The sequence below is a fragment of the Streptomyces incarnatus genome (assembly GCF_001027185.1).
Classification (GTDB): domain Bacteria; phylum Actinomycetota; class Actinomycetes; order Streptomycetales; family Streptomycetaceae; genus Streptomyces; species Streptomyces puniciscabiei.
Genome location: NZ_CP011497.1, coordinates 2010143 through 2027841, shown reverse-complemented (window position 1 = coordinate 2027841; position 17699 = coordinate 2010143). Strand labels below are relative to the sequence as shown.

Genomic DNA, 17699 nt, shown 5'->3' with positions numbered 1-17699 from the left:
TCGGTTGACCATCCTGTTGACCTCTCCTTTTGGTGCCTACCGCTTGGATTTCACCCAGCAGGCCCTAGCACCGGAGCGTCTCAGCGGCCATGGAAGTTGGTGCCGTGGTTGTCAGCCGATGGTCGGCTTCTTGCCTGGCGCGACCGGAACATAGACCACGATCGCCGGTTAGCCAAACCGGCGATCGTGGCGACCATTGAGGGTGTTCGCGGTCGGCTGTGCTTGGCGGTGGGGCCGCAGCGAACGCAGGACAGCGCTTGGACCGGAGAGGAGAGCAAGAGCGTCGCTGGCCTGTGACCTTCTGGCATCAATCAGCACGCCTCCGCCGAGGGGGGCAATGCCTCTTCCTGCTCAACAGGCCAGCTGAACCGATGCGCCGGCTCCTTTCGCATCCCACTCTCAAGGACTCACCATGCCTGCCCGTCTGCTATCCATTCCCGCTGTCGCCGCAGCCTTGGACGTCGATCGCCGCACTGTCTACCGCTTCATTGCGGCCGGGGAACTTCCGGTCGTCGACCTGCGCACCGGAACGGGCCGCTCGCGCGTCCGTGTCCCCGCATCCGGCTTGGAGGAGTTCATTACCAGCCGATCAGTAGCTTCCCCGCGCCCCCGCCGCTGACCTTCGCTGTCAGCTTGGTCCTCACCGTCCCCGGAATAAAGGAGTAGTGCCGCGTACCTGCGCAAGTTGAAGTCCGGCAAGTGGCAGGCGACCGTACGCAACCAGACAGGAGACCGGTTCAGTGAGTCATTCCCTCTTAAGGCTCAGGCGCGAGCTTGGGGCATTGAGATGGAAACTCAGTTTGCCCGCGGAAGCATGCGCGACCCGAGGGTTGGCGAAATGGCGTTCCGTGAGTGGCATGACCGTTGGTGGAACGCCCGCGTGGTCGAGCGCCACACCATGCGAGGCGACGCCTCCTGCATCAAGAACCACGTGATGCCCTACTGGGCGGACTGGGAGATGCGCGCCATCACCCGAATGGACGTCCAGAGCTGGGTCCGCTCCCTGGTCGAGAAGGGTGTGGGTGCTGCCGCGATCAAGCGAGCCTACAACCTGACGTCCTCGATCATGCGCGCGGCTGTCGACGACGACGTGATCACGGTGAGTCCTTGCCGCAGCATCGACCTGCCCAAGATCGCAGTTAAACCGCCGCAGTGGTTCACACTCGATCAGGCGCAGAGCGTCCTGGACGAACTGCCGTCCCCTTGGCGGACGATGTGCCTGCTCGGCTTCTACACCGGACTGCGCTGGGGTGAACTTTCCGGCCTTCACCGACACCGCATCGACCAGCGTCGCTCGCGACTGTTCGTGGTGGAGGTCAACACCAAGAGTGGCATCAAGGAGTACCCGAAGAGTTCCAAGAGTCGCCGGGAGGTTCCGCTGCCAGCCCATGTCCTGGAGGCACTTGAGCGCCACATCTACGGTCTAGACCGTGACGCGGTGGTATTCACCACCATCACAAAGGGCAGGGCCGGACGACTCCTCGATGACGGCAACTGGCGGAGGCAGACCTGGTGGCCGGCTGTAGAAGGCGCCTACTACTTTGACGGCGACGGTGAGCAGCAGCTCGTCCCGCAGTACCCACCGCACTCCATGCGTCACACCTGCGCCTCGTGGCTGGTGCAGCAGGGGGTCTCGCTCTACGAGGTCCAGCACCTCCTCGGCCATGAAAGCTTCCAGACCACGCAGCGCTACGCCCACCTGCAGCCGGACGCTCACAAGGCAGTCCTAGGAGCCTGGGAGAGAATGGAAGCCCCGCTCACTGTAGCTGCATGAACGTTCCTCCACCTCTGTCCGTGCAGGACAGGGGTGGAGGCGTTTTGAGTACAGGCCACGCCCGGACGCGGTGGGGTGCAGATGCGGTGATGAGCCGACGGTTCCTGACGCCGTGCTACTCGCGGAGTCATCTATGCTCGCGCCCAGTTGGAATGACCAGTTCGCTTCAGGGGCGGGGAGCCGCATGGCCGACGAGATCAAGTACGAGTACAAGGTCGTGCAGACGCTTCGGGGCACCGACGGTTTGGTCATCTCGAAGATGCAGAAGGACGGCTGGGAGCTCGTGGAACAGCTGCCAGGCCGGCTGCGCACCACCCTCAACTTCCGTCGGCCGAAGAGGCCACTACCGTGGCGTCTGATCGGGGCGGGGGCTGCCGTCCTCGTGGTCTTGGCCGCCATCATCGTCACTGGCGTTGCGCTCGGCGACGGAGACGAGGAGAAGGACGCGTCAGCCAGCTCGACGGGCATCGGCGAAAAGCCTTCCACTACGCCCTCCGCAGATGAGCCGACTGCCGCTGAGATGATCACGGCGCAAAACGATCGCGAGTTCGCAGCGTTGCTGAAGGCGGACCCGTGCAGCGAAGCGAACGCGAACTTCGCAACCGAGCACGAGGGGCAGACGATCGCGTTCGACGGGTCAGTCAGGCACATGGCGTCCTATGGGAGTGATCAGACCCGCTACGACTTCCTTCTCGGCCCAGGCGACAAGGGACCGCAGACGACGGACGGCCCGAACTTTAAGTACGAGGACGTCAACACCGGCGACCTGCACCTGGCTGGTCAGCAGGCCCCTGCAACCGTTGCAGTTGGCGATAAGTTCCGCTTCGTCGCGGAGGTGATCGAGTTCAACACGGTCCAGTGCGTCTTCCGCCTCGCCCCGGTCTCGACGAAGGCCCGTTAGCCGAAATGGGAAACCTTCCCATCAGGGAGGGGCTGCGCGAAGGAACGGCACCTCCATCCCGCCATCCATTCCAGAAATTTGCACTTTCTGGCCAGATTGTCAGACCGCAGCGCCATCATTGGCCCATGCCCACATCCAGCCCTGCCCGACGGCTCGCCGATCACGCTCAACATCTACTCGGCAGCGGTCCGTTTCCCCAGCCCGGCGGATGGACCCACATGGGTGCTGTCATCTGCGACGTCAGCTTCCAGCCCCGGTGCAACTACGAGAGCACTCTCCGACCGCGGCTCCTCCATCTGCAGTTGAGTTGGCCTGATGCAAGAACGGTCGGCGGCTTCCAGCGCCGGCTCGCCACGGAGGACCTCGCCGTGGCCATGAGGTTCAACCACGCCCAGAAGGTCGCGACGGCCCACGCCATCACGGACCTCCTCGCTGCGCATGGGGTCGGCACCCGCGAGGACCTCCACGCGTGGCTCGATCATCAGGCCAATCGCGCCGCTCTGCGCAAGGTGAAGGGGGTGGGGCCGAAGAGCATCGACTACATCGGCAATCTCGTTGGCCGTTCGCACGTGGCCGTTGATGTACATCTGCGCGCCTTCGCCGTGGATGCTGGTGTTCCGGACCTCCCGTACGACCAGTTGCGCGCTGTGTATGAGGAAGCCGCCGCGCTTCTCGGGCACGACAAGGGCGGACTGGAACACGCCATTTGGCGACATAGGTCGAAGGGCGCGTAGTCACCCGGCGGCCCTGGCCGTTGTAGGTGCGGGTTACAGCAGGCTGATCTGCTCTTGGGCGATGCGCGGCCGAGTCCGCGGACCTTGCCTCCGGTCTTCTCCTCTCACCAGCTAGGCGAACATCCTGCAGTGGCACCATCGAGGCCAGGTGGAACCGCCCTGTGGCCGAAGAATCAACGCGAGCGGAAACGGCGTCACGCTGGAGGCCCTCGCGGCCCCAGACCTAGTTCTGATGCGCACATTGGCGCAAGGAAGACCTTAGGCTTCTCCGATGAGCACGGTGCGCGCCCGGGTGTGGCGCTTCACGATCGAGAAGGGGAAGGCCGGCGCGGAGGCCGTCCAGGCGGTCGAGATCGGACAGGGCCCGCTGCCGGTCTCCCTGGCCGCCATGGTCAACATCAACGCCCTCGCTTGTGACCTGCGCAAGACGGTCGACCAGCGCGTGCGCGATTACGAGATCAGCCTCCTCCTCAGTTACATCATCGGTGGCCAGGGCAAAGGGCCGCTCAGAGTCGAGTGCTCGGCTCTCGACTCCAGCGCCGGCCACATCCAGCGCTTCGTCAGTGAGTGCACCGGGCTCGGCGTGATGAGCGCCGCCAGCGAGGCACTGTTCGACTGGAAGCCCGGCGCCAGCGGGCTGAGCAGCTTCGACGTGCTTCCGGGCAAACTCTCTGGGCTCTACGCCAAGACGGGTGTGCGGCCCGATCTGCTGTACGACCTGGCCGCGGGGCCGGTTGCCGGAGAGGCTCGAGGGCGGCGACGGCGCGCCAAGAAGATGTTCCCGCCGGGAAAGGGCACCCCGGAGCAGAGGAAGCGATTGGAGAAGCTCGCCCAGTGGTCCGTTGACCATGGTGATCATGCCTACTTCATGAGCTGGGTCTGGCTCGGCGCTGGCGGCGTCTACGTCGATGTCTTCCTGCCCGACGGCTCCGCCGCCCTGACGGGTCTCAAGACCGGATGGATCGACGTGCCAGGAGGCGCGAAGCCCTGGCAATTCCGGGTTCCCCGGCCCGATCCCCGCCGTGTGGTGAACCTGGCACCGCAACAGGGGCACATGGTCGACCTTCCGCGCCCGGAGATCAGCGGTGAGGGGGCTGCCAGCTGGGAAGTGATCAGCCGGGTGGGGCCGGAGGCCGAAGAGGCGATGGACCGGGCCTTCAGCCGCGAGGAGCATCAGCTTGGCACGCTCGACGGCGTACCGGTCCGAGGACGGTGGATCCGCGGCGACATCCTCGGCGAGACGCGTCACGAGGTACTGCTCGGAGTTCTGGGCGAGCGAGTAGAGGTGAACCGCCGTGCTCAACGCGAGCGGCTGGCCACCCTGGCCGGCGATCGGCTCGATACGTTCATCGACGGCCGCCTGCTCACAGCCGTACGCCCGGTCGACGGCCCCCGACCGAGCTGGGACCGGATCAGCGCGGAGCTGCTGGAGCAGACCTGAGGCCCGTACCTCGCATGTCGCTGGCGGGCCAACAGAAATGCGCCTAAGGGAGGTGCGCCCAGCCTGGGGCACCCGCCGGCGCGGCCGGGAGGATGCAGCTCAGTCGCGGTTGAGGGTGGGTGCTTCCTCCAGGGCCCGTTGTGCCTGCAGGGCTTCGGCGTTTGCGCTGGCCGCCAGCTCATCGAGCAGGCGGTGGGCGTGCTGACCGATCGGCTCGGCGCTCAGTACGGGGTTGGTCAGGACGCGCTGGAGGAAGGGCACCGCGCTGCGGCTGAGGCAGGTGACGGCTGCGGGGTCGGTGCCGAGCACGTCGAGGACGAGTGCGATGGCAGCGCTGGTGAACAGCTGGTGCCGGTCGAGGATGCGTATGAGGTGGTCGGCGCGCGCCGTGGCGCCCGTGTGGGCCTTGGCCCAGGTCGTGATGATGACCCAGGTGGGCTGGGCGGGCCAGCGGGTGCCGTCGGCCGGGGCGGGAAGGAGCGCCTCGCGCAGGTGCCCCGAGCAGCGTCGGCCAGAGGTGAGGAAGCGGTCGAGGAGCCCGGGCCACAGGGTGAGCAGCTCGGTGATCTGCGTTGGTGTGGTGGCCTGCCGGGCCAGCGAAAGCAGGAGGTCGACCAGGGCATCCGGTTCATTGGCGAAGGCAGTGACCGTCTCCTCCAGGCGCCCCCGGTCGCCGGCGAGCGCCTGCTTGGCGGTGATGGTGTCGTGGGCGCGCCGCCAGGGCCGGGAGCGTTTGGCCATGTCGGCGCTCTGCTTCGTCCAGGTGAGCCGGTCGTGCGCCGTGAGCGCCTGGAGAAGGGCGTCGGCTTCGGCGCGGTGGATACAGTCGGTGCGCGCGGCATGGTGAAGCGCGGATACGGCGGGCGCGGCCAGACGCAGGTCGAGGATCGCCGTGGTGCTGGTGCGCAGGGTCGGGACGGGGCTGGTCAGCTGGTACGGCTGACGGTTCCCGCTCTCGTCGGGCGGGTGCAGGCCGGCGGTGGCCACCATCGTGTTCAGCGCTGCGAGCCCTTCGGTGTGGAGTCGGTCGGCTGGTCCCGAACAGGGGCCGTGCGTCCACTGGTTGGTGAGTGCGGTGGTCAGCGTGTTGCGGACCTCGATGAAGTCGCTGCTCGCCACCGCGGCGGTGGCGGTGGAAGTGTCTTGTGCGGTCAGCCTGGTGCGCCGACGCAGGTCCTCATCGGCGAGCAGGAGGGGCAGGATGTGCGCGGCGGAGCGGTCGCCCGCCTTGTGGTTCTGTTCCTCGCACACCAGGTCCGTGCTCGTGAGCGCTGACGGAGTGCTGGCGGCCGCCGCCATGAGCTGTTCACCGGCCCAGTGCAGTTGCCACGGCTCCACGCCGTCCTCACCGGCGGCTCGCTGCACGAGCACGGCCGCCACGGCCGCCCGGATGTCCTCCAAATCCCCGAGCCCCTCCAGAGGCGGGGATACCTCAAGTGCGGCCTCCAGTACCGCCATCCGTTCGAACAGGCGATGCACGTCCACGGTGTCCGTCTCGTCCCGGGCCCGGCAGGCGTCCTCGGCAAGTGCGAAGCTTTCGACGAACCGGTGTAGATCGCCCTGAGTCTCCTCGGCCTCGGCATACATTTGCCGAACGGCGCGGTTGACCACCACACGTCCGCGGCCGTCCGGCAGCTCGACCTGCTCGTACTGGGCGCAATCCAGCAAGGCGGCCATCGTCCTGAAGACGTGGTCGCGGGTGCGCTGGCGCTCCACAACCCCCGGCGCCGCCAGCTGCGCCTCCGGTAGTGCGGCGTGCTCGGCCACAAGCCGCTGGCCCAGGAGCCGGTAGGCTTCCTGGCGCTCGCGCCCGGCACGCGAGACGACGATGGGAACGGCCGCGACCATGGCCGAGGAAGTCGTGGGCAGCAGCCAGATCGCCGGCTGCTCCAGTGCCGGGTCCAATTCCGTCTCGATCCGGGCGGCGTGCTGGCACAGGACATCGACGACCACGGACACCAGCGCCAGGCTCTCGCCGCAGCCCAGGACCTGCTCCACGATTTCCGCCAGCGCAGCCCCCGCCCCGGCACGGGCGTTGGCCCACCGGTGCAGCGCTGCCAGGGCGGCGATCACCGGTCCCGGCCCTGCCTCCCCGGCCCACAGCCATGCCGAGACCCGGTGAGGCCCGACGTAGGTGCGCAGGCTCCCGGCCAGCGGCCACGTCACGGACACCGGCCTGGCCGCCCGCGTGTCGCCGCGGCGCATCACGGCGGAGGTAGCGGCGTCGGCCACAGCGCCAATCAGGGCAAGGCCGTGATCGGGCGCATGCTCGACCAGAACGCCGAAGGGGCCCAAGTCCGCCGGATCAGGCCCCCGCTGGAGGACCTCCCGAGCCACGCGCGATACCAGGGGCCATCCCGGCTCCCGCACACCCTCCCGGGCATCGACATGGTCCTGGCTGTGGGGGTGGCCGAGGTAGAAGGACCGCGCCAGCCGGGCCAAAAGCGCCGGCTCGTGGCGGGCGAGCGGCAGGCTGAGCCTTCGGTCCTCGACCACGCACTGCACCGACAAGGGGTGGCGGAAGGCGATCTTTGCCAGCAGGTCGCGGGCGTCGTCGTCAAGACGCTCCGCGGCACAGGCCAGCGCACAGGCCGCCTCCTGCGCTCGGCGGGGCCCGCCGTCATACCAGCAGGCCACCGCCCCCGGCACCCGTGCCACCAGTTCCCTCGGGGTGCGCTCGCCCAAGGCCAGCAGCCAGGTGGCCGTGCAGACCAACGCCGCGTCTGCGGCATGCGGAGCCAGAGCGTCGGCCTGGGCGAGCAGGAAGTCCAGCACCGGCACGGCCGCCTCGGCGTCCGGCAAGCGGCGCGAGGCCGCCGAGACCAGGGCCACTGCGCCGTCGTCGAGCAGCTGGGCGGCAAGGGCCGCCAGCACACCCCGGCTTTCCCCGAGTTCGAAGAGCGCCTCGAAGGGCACGTCCGCCCAGCGCACATCGCCGCCACCAGCAACATCGTGCGCCCGAGAGGTGATCTCCCGCCAGGCGGCCGGGAGCCGGGCCGGGGCACGACGGGCGGTACGCGCCAGCAGCATCTGCGCCCACAACCGGAACCCGCGCAGGAGCCGGCGCGGCCCGACCACGCCGGTCACGTCGGGGGCATCACTCATGCCGAGGCGTACGGCGATCGCGTAGTCCTGGTGCACGTCGTGAGCGAAGGCGAACTCCGCCCCCCCGCGGACCAGGATGCCGTCACCGACCAGGCCCTCCCGGGCCGCGCCGGAGCAACCGCGCAGCGAAGCCCAGGCGTGACCGTCGATGACGGCGTCCGCCATCGCGAGGTAGACGTCGGTGCGCTCATCCGGCCCACCACCCCCCGGACGCCGGACACCACCACAGCGCACCAGGCCCTCGTACACCCAGTCGGCGATGTCCTCCTCGCCCAGTACCTGCCGAGGCAGGACAACGTCGCCTGCCGCACGCACCAGCTGTTCGACGACGAAGAGGTGGCGCAGCAGCCGCGCCGACCGAGGCGAGCGCAGCAGCCGCCGCAGTCCGGGGAAAGCGGCGAGGACCGAGCGGACCTCGTCATCGTCGAGAAGCTGCATCTGGAGGCGGTGGACCTCACCGCCGTCCACGCGGCCGAGCACCCGCTCGACCCCGTCGGCCGCCTGCTCCCGGGCGACAGCCAGGACGCGCCAGCGACCGCCCTCCGCGCGGGGGAGTACCTCCAGCAGGGACGACAGCAGGGCGCCGTCATCGGTGAGAACCTGCTCCGCACCGTCGACGAGCAGCAGCCGCATTCCGCCCGGGGCCGCGGCCAGCGCCCGCTCCAGCCGCGCGCCGACCTCGTGCCCGATGTCGGCCACCGTGTGCCAGGCGCGTTCGGTCAGCGACAACGCGAAGACCGTGCCGCCCGCAGCATGCATCGTGCCGGCCAGCTTCCGGGCCAGGGCACTCTTGCCGGCACCGGCCGGGCCGCTCAGCAGCACCCGCTCATGCGCGCCCACCGCCTCACGCAACACCTCCACCTGCTGCGCGCGCTCCAAGCGCAGACGCCCGCCCAGCTGACGGCCCACACGCGGACTCGCAAGAAACCTCTCGGTCCACCGCCTGACCGCTTCCACCTCAGCCAGCGCCGGCGGATCCGCACGCAGGACGGCACCGCGGGCGTGCAGCAGATCGCGCAGCATCCTCACGTCGATCACGCCGCCCTGCGGCCCGTACTCTGCGGCGATATCGGTCAGACGCCGGAAGACATCAGCCGCGCCCGGGCCGCGCTGGGTGTCGACGACCATGGCCTCCAGCAGGCCGAGCAGCGACCGATAGGTGGCACCGCCGGTCTCCGGCTCGATCTGCACCACCAGACGTCGCGCGATCCGGAAGGCCGTCTCCTCGACAACATCCAGCGCCGGTCCCGTGCCGTCGGGGGCGGTCATCAGCTGCGCCACGGTCGAGGTCAGGTGCCGCCACATTCGGTGGTAGGACTCGCCCCGCCGCCCCGTGACAGCCAGCTCTACCCGGAAGTCGTCAACACAGGGCCGGTCCGCAGCCTTCGCCAGCTTCGCAAGCTCTTCGAGGTCGCGCACCGGGCCCGTGGCGACCACGCCGAGCAGCCGCCGACGCGCGTCGATCTCGGGCCCGTGCTGGTGAAGGCTTTGCAGGCACTGGCTGACCGTCTTGCGCCACGGCTCCTCACTCGGCGCGATCCTCAGGGTGCGCTTGACCTGCTTCTCCACCACGAACGGGAACGGTCCCGACCGGTCCACGGCAATGACGTCATCGAGGGGAAAGCCGGTGTCACCCTGCTGCAGCCGGATCTCCGTCGGCGGGCCCTCAAGACCCTCCACGGGAATGCGGCACAACAGCGCCCCCAGCTCGACGGCGGCAACGCGGCACTCGAAAAAGGTGCCGGCACCGCCCGTGCCCTCCGGAGAACTCCCCCTGCTCACTGGCCGCCCCGCGATCCGCACCGTTCCCCGCCACCGACGACCGCAGTCTAGTGACCGACCGAACTCGAGCCGCCCCGCACAGCGACCGCGCCCTCCCTCGCCGAACGCGGCCGCCGAGGCGATCAGTCGGCCTGCACCTCCACCAAGCCAGTGCCGCGGGCGATCTCGTTGAACGTCGGCGTGAACTCGCGCAGCTCTTCCAGGTACTCCCGCCACACCGCGTCGCGCTGCGCACCGAGGTGGGCCGTGGCCGCGTACAGCTCGACGAGGTAGCCAGGCATCGCGCGTCCCCAGCACTGGTCGTTGTCCCACCACGCGCGTAGCACCGCCCGCAGGTCGTCCAGGGTCAGCACCCCGGCGCACGGCAGCACCGCGGTCCGGGCGACGAACTGGCCGTGATCGAAGCTGCCCACCTCCTCCAGTACGCCCGGCAGATGGGCGGCGAAGTATGCGTTGGGGCGCTGACCGATCACCCGGCAGCGGTCGCTGACATGCAACGCGGTGAACGCGCCTTCCAACGCGGGCAGGGTGGTGCGAACCTCCGCGTTCGCCACCAGGGCAAACACCTTCGCCTCCTGCGCCGGCAGCGCGCCGGTGCGTTCGGCCTTGCCGATGCCCTCGACCCGCGCGTTGAACTGTGCGATCAACGCCTCCGGCAGGCAGGCCCAGAACGCAGGCAGGTCCCCGAGCCGGGCCAGGGCCGCCAGCTGTACGGCCGGGTCCGCCTTCAACAGGCGGTCGGCGTGCCGGGCCACACAGTCCGTGGCGAGCGCAGCATCGCGCTCGGCGAAGTGCCGCAGACACAGGGCCATCCGGTCGGCGAGCATCCCGGGCGGGATCGTCACGTGAGGATCGTCGATCTGCAGCAGCGCGAACTTCGCGGCGAACTGCACCACCTTGGCCCGGGCCGAGGGACGGACACGATCGAAAAAGGCGTAGCCGAGGTACTGCGCATCGAAGGTGAACGCCGGGTCGGCGACCTGGACCATGAAACTCTCCAGGATCTTGCGGCCCTGGCTGGGCGGGTGGACGAGCACAGCTTCCAGCGCAACCGCGAGGTGGGCCCGGGCATACTCGGCCGTCGGCTCGAACAGCTCGCCGAGTGGGCGCAGCGAAGGGTGCGCGCACAGATGCCTATCCTCGCGCAGCCGCTCCAACTGCATCTTCTGCGTCCGGTCGACCAACTCGAGTTTTTCGGCGATGTCCAGGATGCTGCGCTCGATGCCGAGCATGATGTTCACCGCATCGGCCTGCCCCGGCTGCTGGGCCCGCTCGACGTCCTCGACCAGGCCCCGGGCGTCGCTCTCTCCGTCTTCCTTCAGAATCTCGGCCTTGTGGATCAGATCCGCACACACCGCCGTCCACGTCAGCACGATCGCCGCCCGGGCGGCACCGGAGGCGTAGCAGCGATGCGCCTCCCGCACCAACGGCCGCACATCCGGGTTGAACACCCGTGAAACCCGCTCTTCCAGATCGAGCATCAACTCTCCTCACAAGCCCGCTCGGCCCGCCGGGCGCCATCGGCGACACCCAACACCTGCTGACACACGATCTCAGCCGGAACGTGCACGACTCCACGACGCGCATTCCCGACGCCGGGCCTGTGCTTGAGGCCCCTGGCAGGCGGTGGCTGGCTCGCGGCGCCACGTTCGCAGTCGGCCCGGGCCTCTACACCGACGGTGTCTACTCGTGCCCGGGCATGCCTCGATGATCACCGAGGGGCTTCAGCCGGGATTGCCGCGGGCTCCGGAGTTGCCAGCGTTCGACGAGCGATTCTTACCTGGGCCGAGCCTGCGGTTCCGATCGGGCAACGCACGCTTAGGTCCAATGTGCCTGCTATGCACCCTGGGGAGAACGCAGCGCCATTACGATCAAGATTCTGATTCCAGGCCATGCTGTTCGGGGCCACCTGTTGCGATCGAGGTGGGGTCCCGTAGCGAGGAATGCCGGATGAAGTCTCCAGGTTCTCGCTCCCGCACTGCGGAACCAAGGAGTCGCCGCCCGTTTTTGTGCTCTCGGTCCGCCAAGCATCGGTTGCTGGCGGCGTAGGAGGAGCCTCTCTTAGAGGTCCCAAAGTCGTTGGACGTGTCGGTGGGTGATGAGGCAGGTGGCGAGGCCGAGGAAGGCTTCGTGGATGTCGTCGCGTCTTTCCCAGCGGATGCGCAGGCGGCGGAAGCCGTGGAGCCAGGAGATGGTGCGTTCGACGACCCATCGGAAGATGCCCAGGCCGGAGCCGTGGGGCTGGCCGCGTTCGGCGATCACGGGCCGGATACCGCGTTTCCACAGCAGTCGCCGGTACTTGTCGTGGTCGTAGCCGCGGTCGGCGAAGAGCATGTCCGGCCGTCGCCGTGGCCGCCCGACGACGCCGGCCACAGGTGGGACCTTGTCGAGCAGGGGGAGGAGCTGGGTGACGTCGTTGCGGTTTCCGCCGGTCAGCGACACCGCGAGCGGGATGCCCTGCCCGTCGGTGAGGACGTGGTGCTTGCTGCCCGGCCGTGCGCGGTCGACCGGGCTGGGCCCGCTTTTGGGCCCCGGCGGGCCGCCCGGGCACGGGAGGAGTCGATCACCACCCGCGACCAGTCCAGCTGCTTCGCCGACCGCAGCTTCTTAAGCAGCACCCGGTGCAGTTTCTCCCACACGCCAGCCTCGTTCCAGGCGGCCAGGCGCCGCCAACAGGTCATGCCCGAGCCAAAGCCCAGCTCCTGGGGCAGGTACTCCCACTGGATGCCGGTGTGCAGCACGAACAGGATCCCGCACAGGGCCTGGCGGTCCGGCACCCGCGGCCGGCCCGCCACCAGCTTCGGACCAGGCTCAGGCAGCAACGGCTCGATGAGCGACCACAGTTCGTCTGACACGATCCACGGCCGTGACTGACGCTTCCCCACGACCCGACCAACGAGCAGACAAGCCGACCGACACGTGATCAACAACTTCTGTTAGGACCTCATAGAGAGGCGCGGTCGTGACGCTCAAATGACGCTCCGGCCCGGGGCAGGCCGTTCCGGTGCCGGAGAAAGGCCCCCCCACCTGCGGTTTTCTCCGGCTGAAGAATGCGGACATGTTTCCGATGACGCATCACGTGGAGTGCGTGGCTATTCTTGAGCCCGCAGCAAAGGGCGTCTGACCTGCTGTTCTTCTGGTTGCCCAGGGTGCGTGCGGGTCGTGCCGACATGTTTCCGCAGGTCTTGACGCTCGTTCGACGCTGATTCTGACGGAGCGTGACGCGTGGTCCCGGATCAGATGGCGCGGGTCGATCGCCGACCGGCACGTCCTGTCGGGGGAAGGCGACGCGCACCCGCACTCCGGGATGGCGGCAGCCGAGTGCGAGGCGGTGTCCGAAGCGAGCGAAGGCGGATCCCCGGGTGAGCTGGTTGCCGCAGTCTGCTCAGCCCTGAGCAGGACGGACTCTCGGCCACGGTGTTCGCCCTCGCCGCCTCGGCGGGCGCCGGACGCACCGCGGCGAGCAGCATCCCGATCGCGAGGTCGCCGCCACCACGGCGGCGACCCGGGACCGTCGACGATGTCCTTGCGGAGGGGCGGGAGAAGCCGCACCGTGGGCTGTCACGGCTTCACCCCTTCGTTTGTGGCAGGCCCCCTCAGGTACGGGTCCAGCGTTGGTTGACGCCGTTCGAGCAGGAGTAGAGCTGGATCAGGGTGCCGTTGGCGGTGCCGCCCGAGACGGCGTCGAGGCAGAGGCCGGACTGGACGCCGACGATGGATCCGTCGGAGTTGAGACGCCATCTCTGGTTGTCGCCGCCCCAGCAGCTGTAGATCTGGACTTTGGAACCGTTGCCCGTGCCGGCGGCGTCAAGGCATTTGTTGCCGTAGACCCTGAGCTCGCCGGCGTCGGTGTACGTCCACTGCTGGTTGGTGCCGCTGTGGCAGTCCCACAGCTGGAGCTGGGTGCCGTCGGTGGTGCCGGCTCCGGGCACGTCCAGGCAACGGCCCGAACCGACGCCCTTGATCTGTCCGCCATCCGCAGGGGGCGTCGTGGAGCCGCCTCCGTTGAGTGCGTTGAGGACGGCGGTGTAGGCAGGCTTCTTGCTGCCGTCGCCGTTGAACAGCAGCGGCGTGTCCCCCGAGCGCCAGGAGTCGGTGTCGCGCACACCCCAGACGGTGATGCCGAGGCAGCGCGGGACGGCCAGGCAGTCGTTGGTCACGTTGGCGTAGGTCGAGGCCGGGGCGCCCTGGATGTCGAGTTCGGTGATGGCCACGTCGACGCCGAGGGCGGCGAAATTCTGCAGGGTGGTGCGGAAGTTGCTGTTGTAGGGGCTGCCGCTGTTGAAGTGCGACTGGAACCCGACGCAGTCGATCGGCACGCCGCGCTGCTTGAAGTCCCGGACCATGGCGTACACGGCCTGGGTCTTGGCCCAGGTCCAGTTCTCGATGTTGTAGTCGTTGTAGCAGAGCTTGGCCGCCGGGTCGGCGGCGCGCGCGGTGCGGAAGGCGACCTCGATCCAGTCGTTGCCCGTGCGTTGCAGGTTGGAGTCCCGCCGGGCTCCCGAACTGCCGTCGGCGAAGGCCTCGTTCACGACGTCCCACTGGGCGATCTTGCCCTTGTAGTGGCCCATGACGCCGTTGATGTGGTCGATCATCGCTTGGCGCAGTGAGCTGCCGCTGAGGCTCTGCATCCAGCCGGGCTGCTGGGCGTACCAGGCCAGTGTGTGGCCACGCACCCGCTTGCCGTTCTGCACCGCCCAGTTGTAGACGCGGTCGCCGGCGCTGAAGTTGAACTGGCCCCGCTGTGGTTCGGTGGCGTCGATCTTCATCTCGTTCTCGGCCGTCACCATGTTGAACTCACGGCTCGCGATCGTCGTGTACGCCGAGTCGCCCAGCCTGCCGGAGGCGATGGCGGTGCCGAAGTAGCGGCCGCTCTGTGCCGCCGCGGCGCCAAGCGTGTTCTCGGCGGCGTGTGCGGTCGGCGGTGCGGCCAGTGCGGTGACCGCACCGAGGACGCCGACGACCAGCGCCAGCAGCAGGCTGCGGATCTTCCGGCGGGTAACGGATCTGGGAAGGGCATACAAGCCCATGACTGTGCCTCCGAGGTAGAAATCGCTGATCGACTGAAGCGCAGGGGATTGTGTCGTCCGGCCCCGTCCGGCAGACGGACGGGGCAGGTCGGAGCCCGGGCAGGACGGAATCACCGGACACCGCGGTCATCGGGACCGGGGTGACGCCAACGGCACGGGCGCCGCACCCGGTCGGCCGTCGGGCGACGTACGGCGGGCGGCGGGCGTGTTCCACGTCTCGACACAGGCATGGGGTACTCCAGCGCGGCTCAGCCGGGGGACCGTCACACGGCGTCGCATGCCTCTCCCACTGCGGGAAGAGCCAGGATGCGCTGGTGCGAACCTCACCGGAACGGAACGGGGCGCCCGGGATCTTGAACCAGGCCCGGTTTCTCAGACAGGGATGATTGAGGTGTGACCGTGGATCGTCAATACTCCCGGCCGAAGTAATTTCCGATTGTTGTACGAAACTTTCGGTCACCAGTAAGCGGACGGTGGCCCCCGGTGCTGGCGTCGGCGGCGTGCGGATTTCGATTTCAGGGACGTTGGAGGCGGGGTCGACTGAGTGTCTGCACTGCCCGCACATCGCTCCCTTCCGGGGGCAAGTCGCTTACGAGCCAGCCATTTGACGGTGTGGCGTGCGCTGGTCGACGCGTGGGTGGTGCGAATGTTTCGGCGTTTGAGGCGACACATGCGAGAGGTATTGACGGCGTTCACCGGTTCTCTATCATCGGGTTGCTCGATGGATCGACCTTTGTTCGATATGTCGAACATTTCGGACTGCTCCATCGCGCAGTAGGGCCATGCCGGGCAGCACCCCCTGAAGTCGAATCGCAAGGGCCGTGCCGCATTGTCACGGTTGCAAATGTCATGGACTCATCAACCCTCTAGGGAGTATCCATGCGCAGAGGAAGTTCCAGCCGCAGGCATCCGTCAGTGGTGCTCGCCGCCGTGGTTGCGGCCCTGGCCGCGTTGGTGGCGATGCTCGTCGCCGCCCCGGCTCAGGCGGCTTCCAGCGGCGCCTTGCGCGGTGTTGGTTCCGGCCGGTGTCTCGATGTGCCGGGCGCCGGCCAGACCGACGGCACGTATCTGCAGATCTATGACTGCTGGGGCGGGACCAACCAGCAGTGGACATTGACGGACAGCAACCAGCTCACCGTGTACGGCAACAAGTGCCTGGACGTTCCGGGCCACGCCACCACGGCCGGTGCCCGGGTGCAGATCTGGACCTGCTCCGGCGGTGCGAACCAGCAGTGGCGGGTGAACTCCGACGGCACTGTCGTCGGCGTGGAGTCCGGGCTGTGCCTGGAGGTTACGGGCTCCGCTACGGCCAACGGCACAGCGGCGCAGATCTGGACGTGCAACGGGGGCAGCAACCAGAAGTGGACCGGCCTGTCCGGGACGACCCCGCCGGGGGACGGCACGTGTTCTCTGCCGTCGACGTACCGGTGGACGTCGACGGGTGCGCTGGCGCAGCCGGCGAACGGGTGGGTCTCGCTGAAGGACTTCACCAACGTGACGTACAACGGCAAGCACCTGGTCTACGCGTCGAACGTGTCGGGATCGTCGTACGGCTCGATGATGTTCAAGCCGTTCACGAACTGGTCCGACCTGGCGTCGGCCGGCCAGACCGGGATGAGCCAGTCCGCGGTGGCGCCCACGCTGTTCTACTTCGCACCCAAGAAGATCTGGGTGCTGGCGTACCAGTGGGGTGCATGGCCCTTCATCTACCGCACGTCGAGCGACCCCACCAACCCGGGCGGCTGGTCCGCGCCGCAGCCGCTGTTCACCGGAAGCATCCCCGGCGCCGCCCCGATCGACCAGACCCTGATCGCCGACGACCAGAACATGTACCTGTTCTTCGCCGGCGACAACGGCAAGATCTACCGGGCGAGCATGCCGATCGGGAACTTCCCGGGCAGCTTCGGCTCGTCGTACACGACGGTCATGAGCGACACGGTGAAGAACCTGTTCGAGGCGCCGCAGGTCTACAAGGTGCAGGGCCAGAACCAGTACCTCATGATCGTCGAGGCGCGGGGTGCGAATGAGCAGCGCTACTTCCGCTCCTTCACGGCCTCCAGCCTGAACGGTTCGTGGACCCCGCAGGCCGCCAGCGAGAGCAACCCCTTCGCGGGCAAGGCCAACAGCGGTGCCACCTGGACCAACGACATCAGCCACGGCGACCTGGTCCGCACCAACCCCGACCAGACCATGACCATCGACCCCTGCAACCTGCAGTTCCTCTACCAGGGCAAGTCCCCCACCGCGACCGGCCCCTACGACCAACTGCCCTGGCGGCCGGCTGTCCTCACCCTGCAGCGCTGAACCGGCCTGTGTACCTCGCCGACGGCCGGCCTCACCCAGATCGGGCCGGCCGTCGCCTTTGCCACCATGAAGCAGCGCCGGGGAAGCCGATGAACCGCTGACGAGCGCCGAGCCGGAACGGTGCTCTGCTGGAAGGTCTATGCGTTGACTCCAGCCGCCGGTCCGGGCTGGTGTTGAGCACGTCACCCGCCGCCGTGCTCGCTCGCTGACAGCGTCGACCTGATCATCCTTAACGCTTGCAGAACGGGCACACATGAAAGCACCGGCCGTACCGTGCAGACCTTGCGCAGCATCGAGTCCGCCTTTCTCGTCCGCGGCGCAAAAGCGGTCATCTCCACTCTGTGGGAGAACGCTGACCTGCAAGGCGTCGTGTTCTCCGCTGTGCTCCACGCACACCTCGGACAGCCGAAAACCCGCGGTGGCTTGCGGTGTTGTCGGCTCGCGCTCCTTGCAATGTGGTTCCCCTTGACGCATCACGTGGAGTGCGTGGCGATTCTGGAGTCCGCTTCAAAGCAGCCCTGACCTGTTCACAGGCTTGCGCTACGCGCGGCCGGCTCGGGTCCAAGGCGCCGAGGGGCACGACTCCGCTGGGTGCCTCAGGCGTTCGGCACGCCGGGGTGGGCCCCGC

At 68.1% G+C, this 17699-nt stretch carries 10 protein-coding genes and 1 pseudogene; 7 read left to right on the top strand and 4 right to left on the bottom strand.

Annotated elements, in window-relative coordinates:
* Positions 1-412: 412 nt before the first annotated feature.
* The 5 genes from ABB07_RS08930 (at position 413) to ABB07_RS08910 (ending at position 4850) form a co-directional block, all read left to right on the top strand.
* The gene (locus ABB07_RS08930; RefSeq protein WP_208898215.1) at positions 413-619 is read left to right on the top strand and encodes a helix-turn-helix domain-containing protein; all 207 of its coding nucleotides are present in this window, start codon (positions 413-415) and stop codon (positions 617-619) included.
* 219 nt (positions 620-838) lie between these two features.
* The gene (locus ABB07_RS08925; protein WP_244189284.1) at positions 839-1774 is read left to right on the top strand and encodes a tyrosine-type recombinase/integrase; all 936 of its coding nucleotides are present in this window, start codon (positions 839-841) and stop codon (positions 1772-1774) included.
* 184 nt (positions 1775-1958) lie between these two features.
* Positions 1959-2675 carry a DUF4839 domain-containing protein gene (locus ABB07_RS08920; protein ID WP_208898213.1) on the top strand — a complete coding sequence of 239 codons (717 nt, stop codon included), beginning with the start codon at positions 1959-1961 and terminating at the stop codon, positions 2673-2675.
* Between the two features lie 125 nt (positions 2676-2800).
* Positions 2801-3409, top strand: a complete 609-nt coding sequence (locus tag ABB07_RS08915; RefSeq protein ID WP_208898212.1) for an HhH-GDP family DNA glycosylase — start codon at positions 2801-2803, stop codon at positions 3407-3409.
* A gap of 271 nt (positions 3410-3680) precedes the next feature.
* Positions 3681-4850: a hypothetical protein gene (locus tag ABB07_RS08910; RefSeq protein ID WP_244189283.1), complete on the top strand. Its 1170-nt coding sequence runs from the start codon at positions 3681-3683 to the stop codon at positions 4848-4850.
* A 99-nt stretch (positions 4851-4949) separates the two neighbouring features.
* Here ABB07_RS08910 and ABB07_RS08905 read toward each other — a convergent pair whose 3' ends face one another.
* From ABB07_RS08905 to ABB07_RS08890, 4 genes are all read right to left on the bottom strand, one after another.
* Positions 4950-9953 (bottom strand): AAA family ATPase, encoded by a 5004-nt coding sequence (locus tag ABB07_RS08905; RefSeq protein ID WP_208898211.1) that lies wholly within the window; start codon positions 9951-9953, stop codon positions 4950-4952.
* The gene (locus ABB07_RS08900) at positions 9860-11218 is read right to left on the bottom strand and encodes a hypothetical protein (RefSeq protein ID WP_208898210.1); all 1359 of its coding nucleotides are present in this window, start codon (positions 11216-11218) and stop codon (positions 9860-9862) included. Before ABB07_RS08900 ends, ABB07_RS08905 begins: the two co-directional genes overlap by 94 nt.
* A gap of 580 nt (positions 11219-11798) precedes the next feature.
* Positions 11799-12622, bottom strand: a protein-coding gene (locus ABB07_RS08895; RefSeq protein WP_244189282.1) for an IS5 family transposase whose coding sequence is annotated in 2 segments (ribosomal slippage) — positions 11799-12271 and positions 12271-12622 — 825 coding nt in all. Because the reading frame shifts where the segments join, the coding sequence is not laid out codon by codon here.
* Between the two features lie 711 nt (positions 12623-13333).
* Positions 13334-14767, bottom strand: coding sequence for an endo-1,4-beta-xylanase (locus tag ABB07_RS08890; RefSeq protein ID WP_208898209.1), 1434 nt, complete (start codon positions 14765-14767; stop codon positions 13334-13336).
* 879 nt (positions 14768-15646) lie between these two features.
* Between ABB07_RS08890 and ABB07_RS08885 the strand changes: the two genes are divergently transcribed.
* Together ABB07_RS08885 and ABB07_RS41975 are read left to right on the top strand one after the other, a co-directional pair.
* Complete coding sequence (locus ABB07_RS08885; RefSeq protein WP_208898208.1) at positions 15647-17071, top strand: non-reducing end alpha-L-arabinofuranosidase family hydrolase; 1425 nt, start codon at positions 15647-15649, stop codon at positions 17069-17071.
* A gap of 213 nt (positions 17072-17284) precedes the next feature.
* Positions 17285-17593, top strand: a pseudogene (locus ABB07_RS41975) (CHAT domain-containing protein); the annotation flags it as partial.
* Between the last annotated feature and the right edge of the window lie 106 nt (positions 17594-17699).

Coding starts and splice junctions, on each gene's coding strand:
- ABB07_RS08930 (WP_208898215.1), top strand. CDS start 413: ATGCCTGCCCGTCTGCTATCCATTCCCGCTGTCGCCGCAGCCTTGGAC.
- ABB07_RS08925 (WP_244189284.1), top strand. CDS start 839: ATGGCGTTCCGTGAGTGGCATGACCGTTGGTGGAACGCCCGCGTGGTC.
- ABB07_RS08920 (WP_208898213.1), top strand. CDS start 1,959: ATGGCCGACGAGATCAAGTACGAGTACAAGGTCGTGCAGACGCTTCGG.
- ABB07_RS08915 (WP_208898212.1), top strand. CDS start 2,801: ATGCCCACATCCAGCCCTGCCCGACGGCTCGCCGATCACGCTCAACAT.
- ABB07_RS08910 (WP_244189283.1), top strand. CDS start 3,681: ATGAGCACGGTGCGCGCCCGGGTGTGGCGCTTCACGATCGAGAAGGGG.
- ABB07_RS08900 (WP_208898210.1), bottom strand. CDS start 11,218: ATGCTCGATCTGGAAGAGCGGGTTTCACGGGTGTTCAACCCGGATGTG.
- ABB07_RS08890 (WP_208898209.1), bottom strand. CDS start 14,767: ATGGGCTTGTATGCCCTTCCCAGATCCGTTACCCGCCGGAAGATCCGC.
- ABB07_RS08885 (WP_208898208.1), top strand. CDS start 15,647: ATGCGCAGAGGAAGTTCCAGCCGCAGGCATCCGTCAGTGGTGCTCGCC.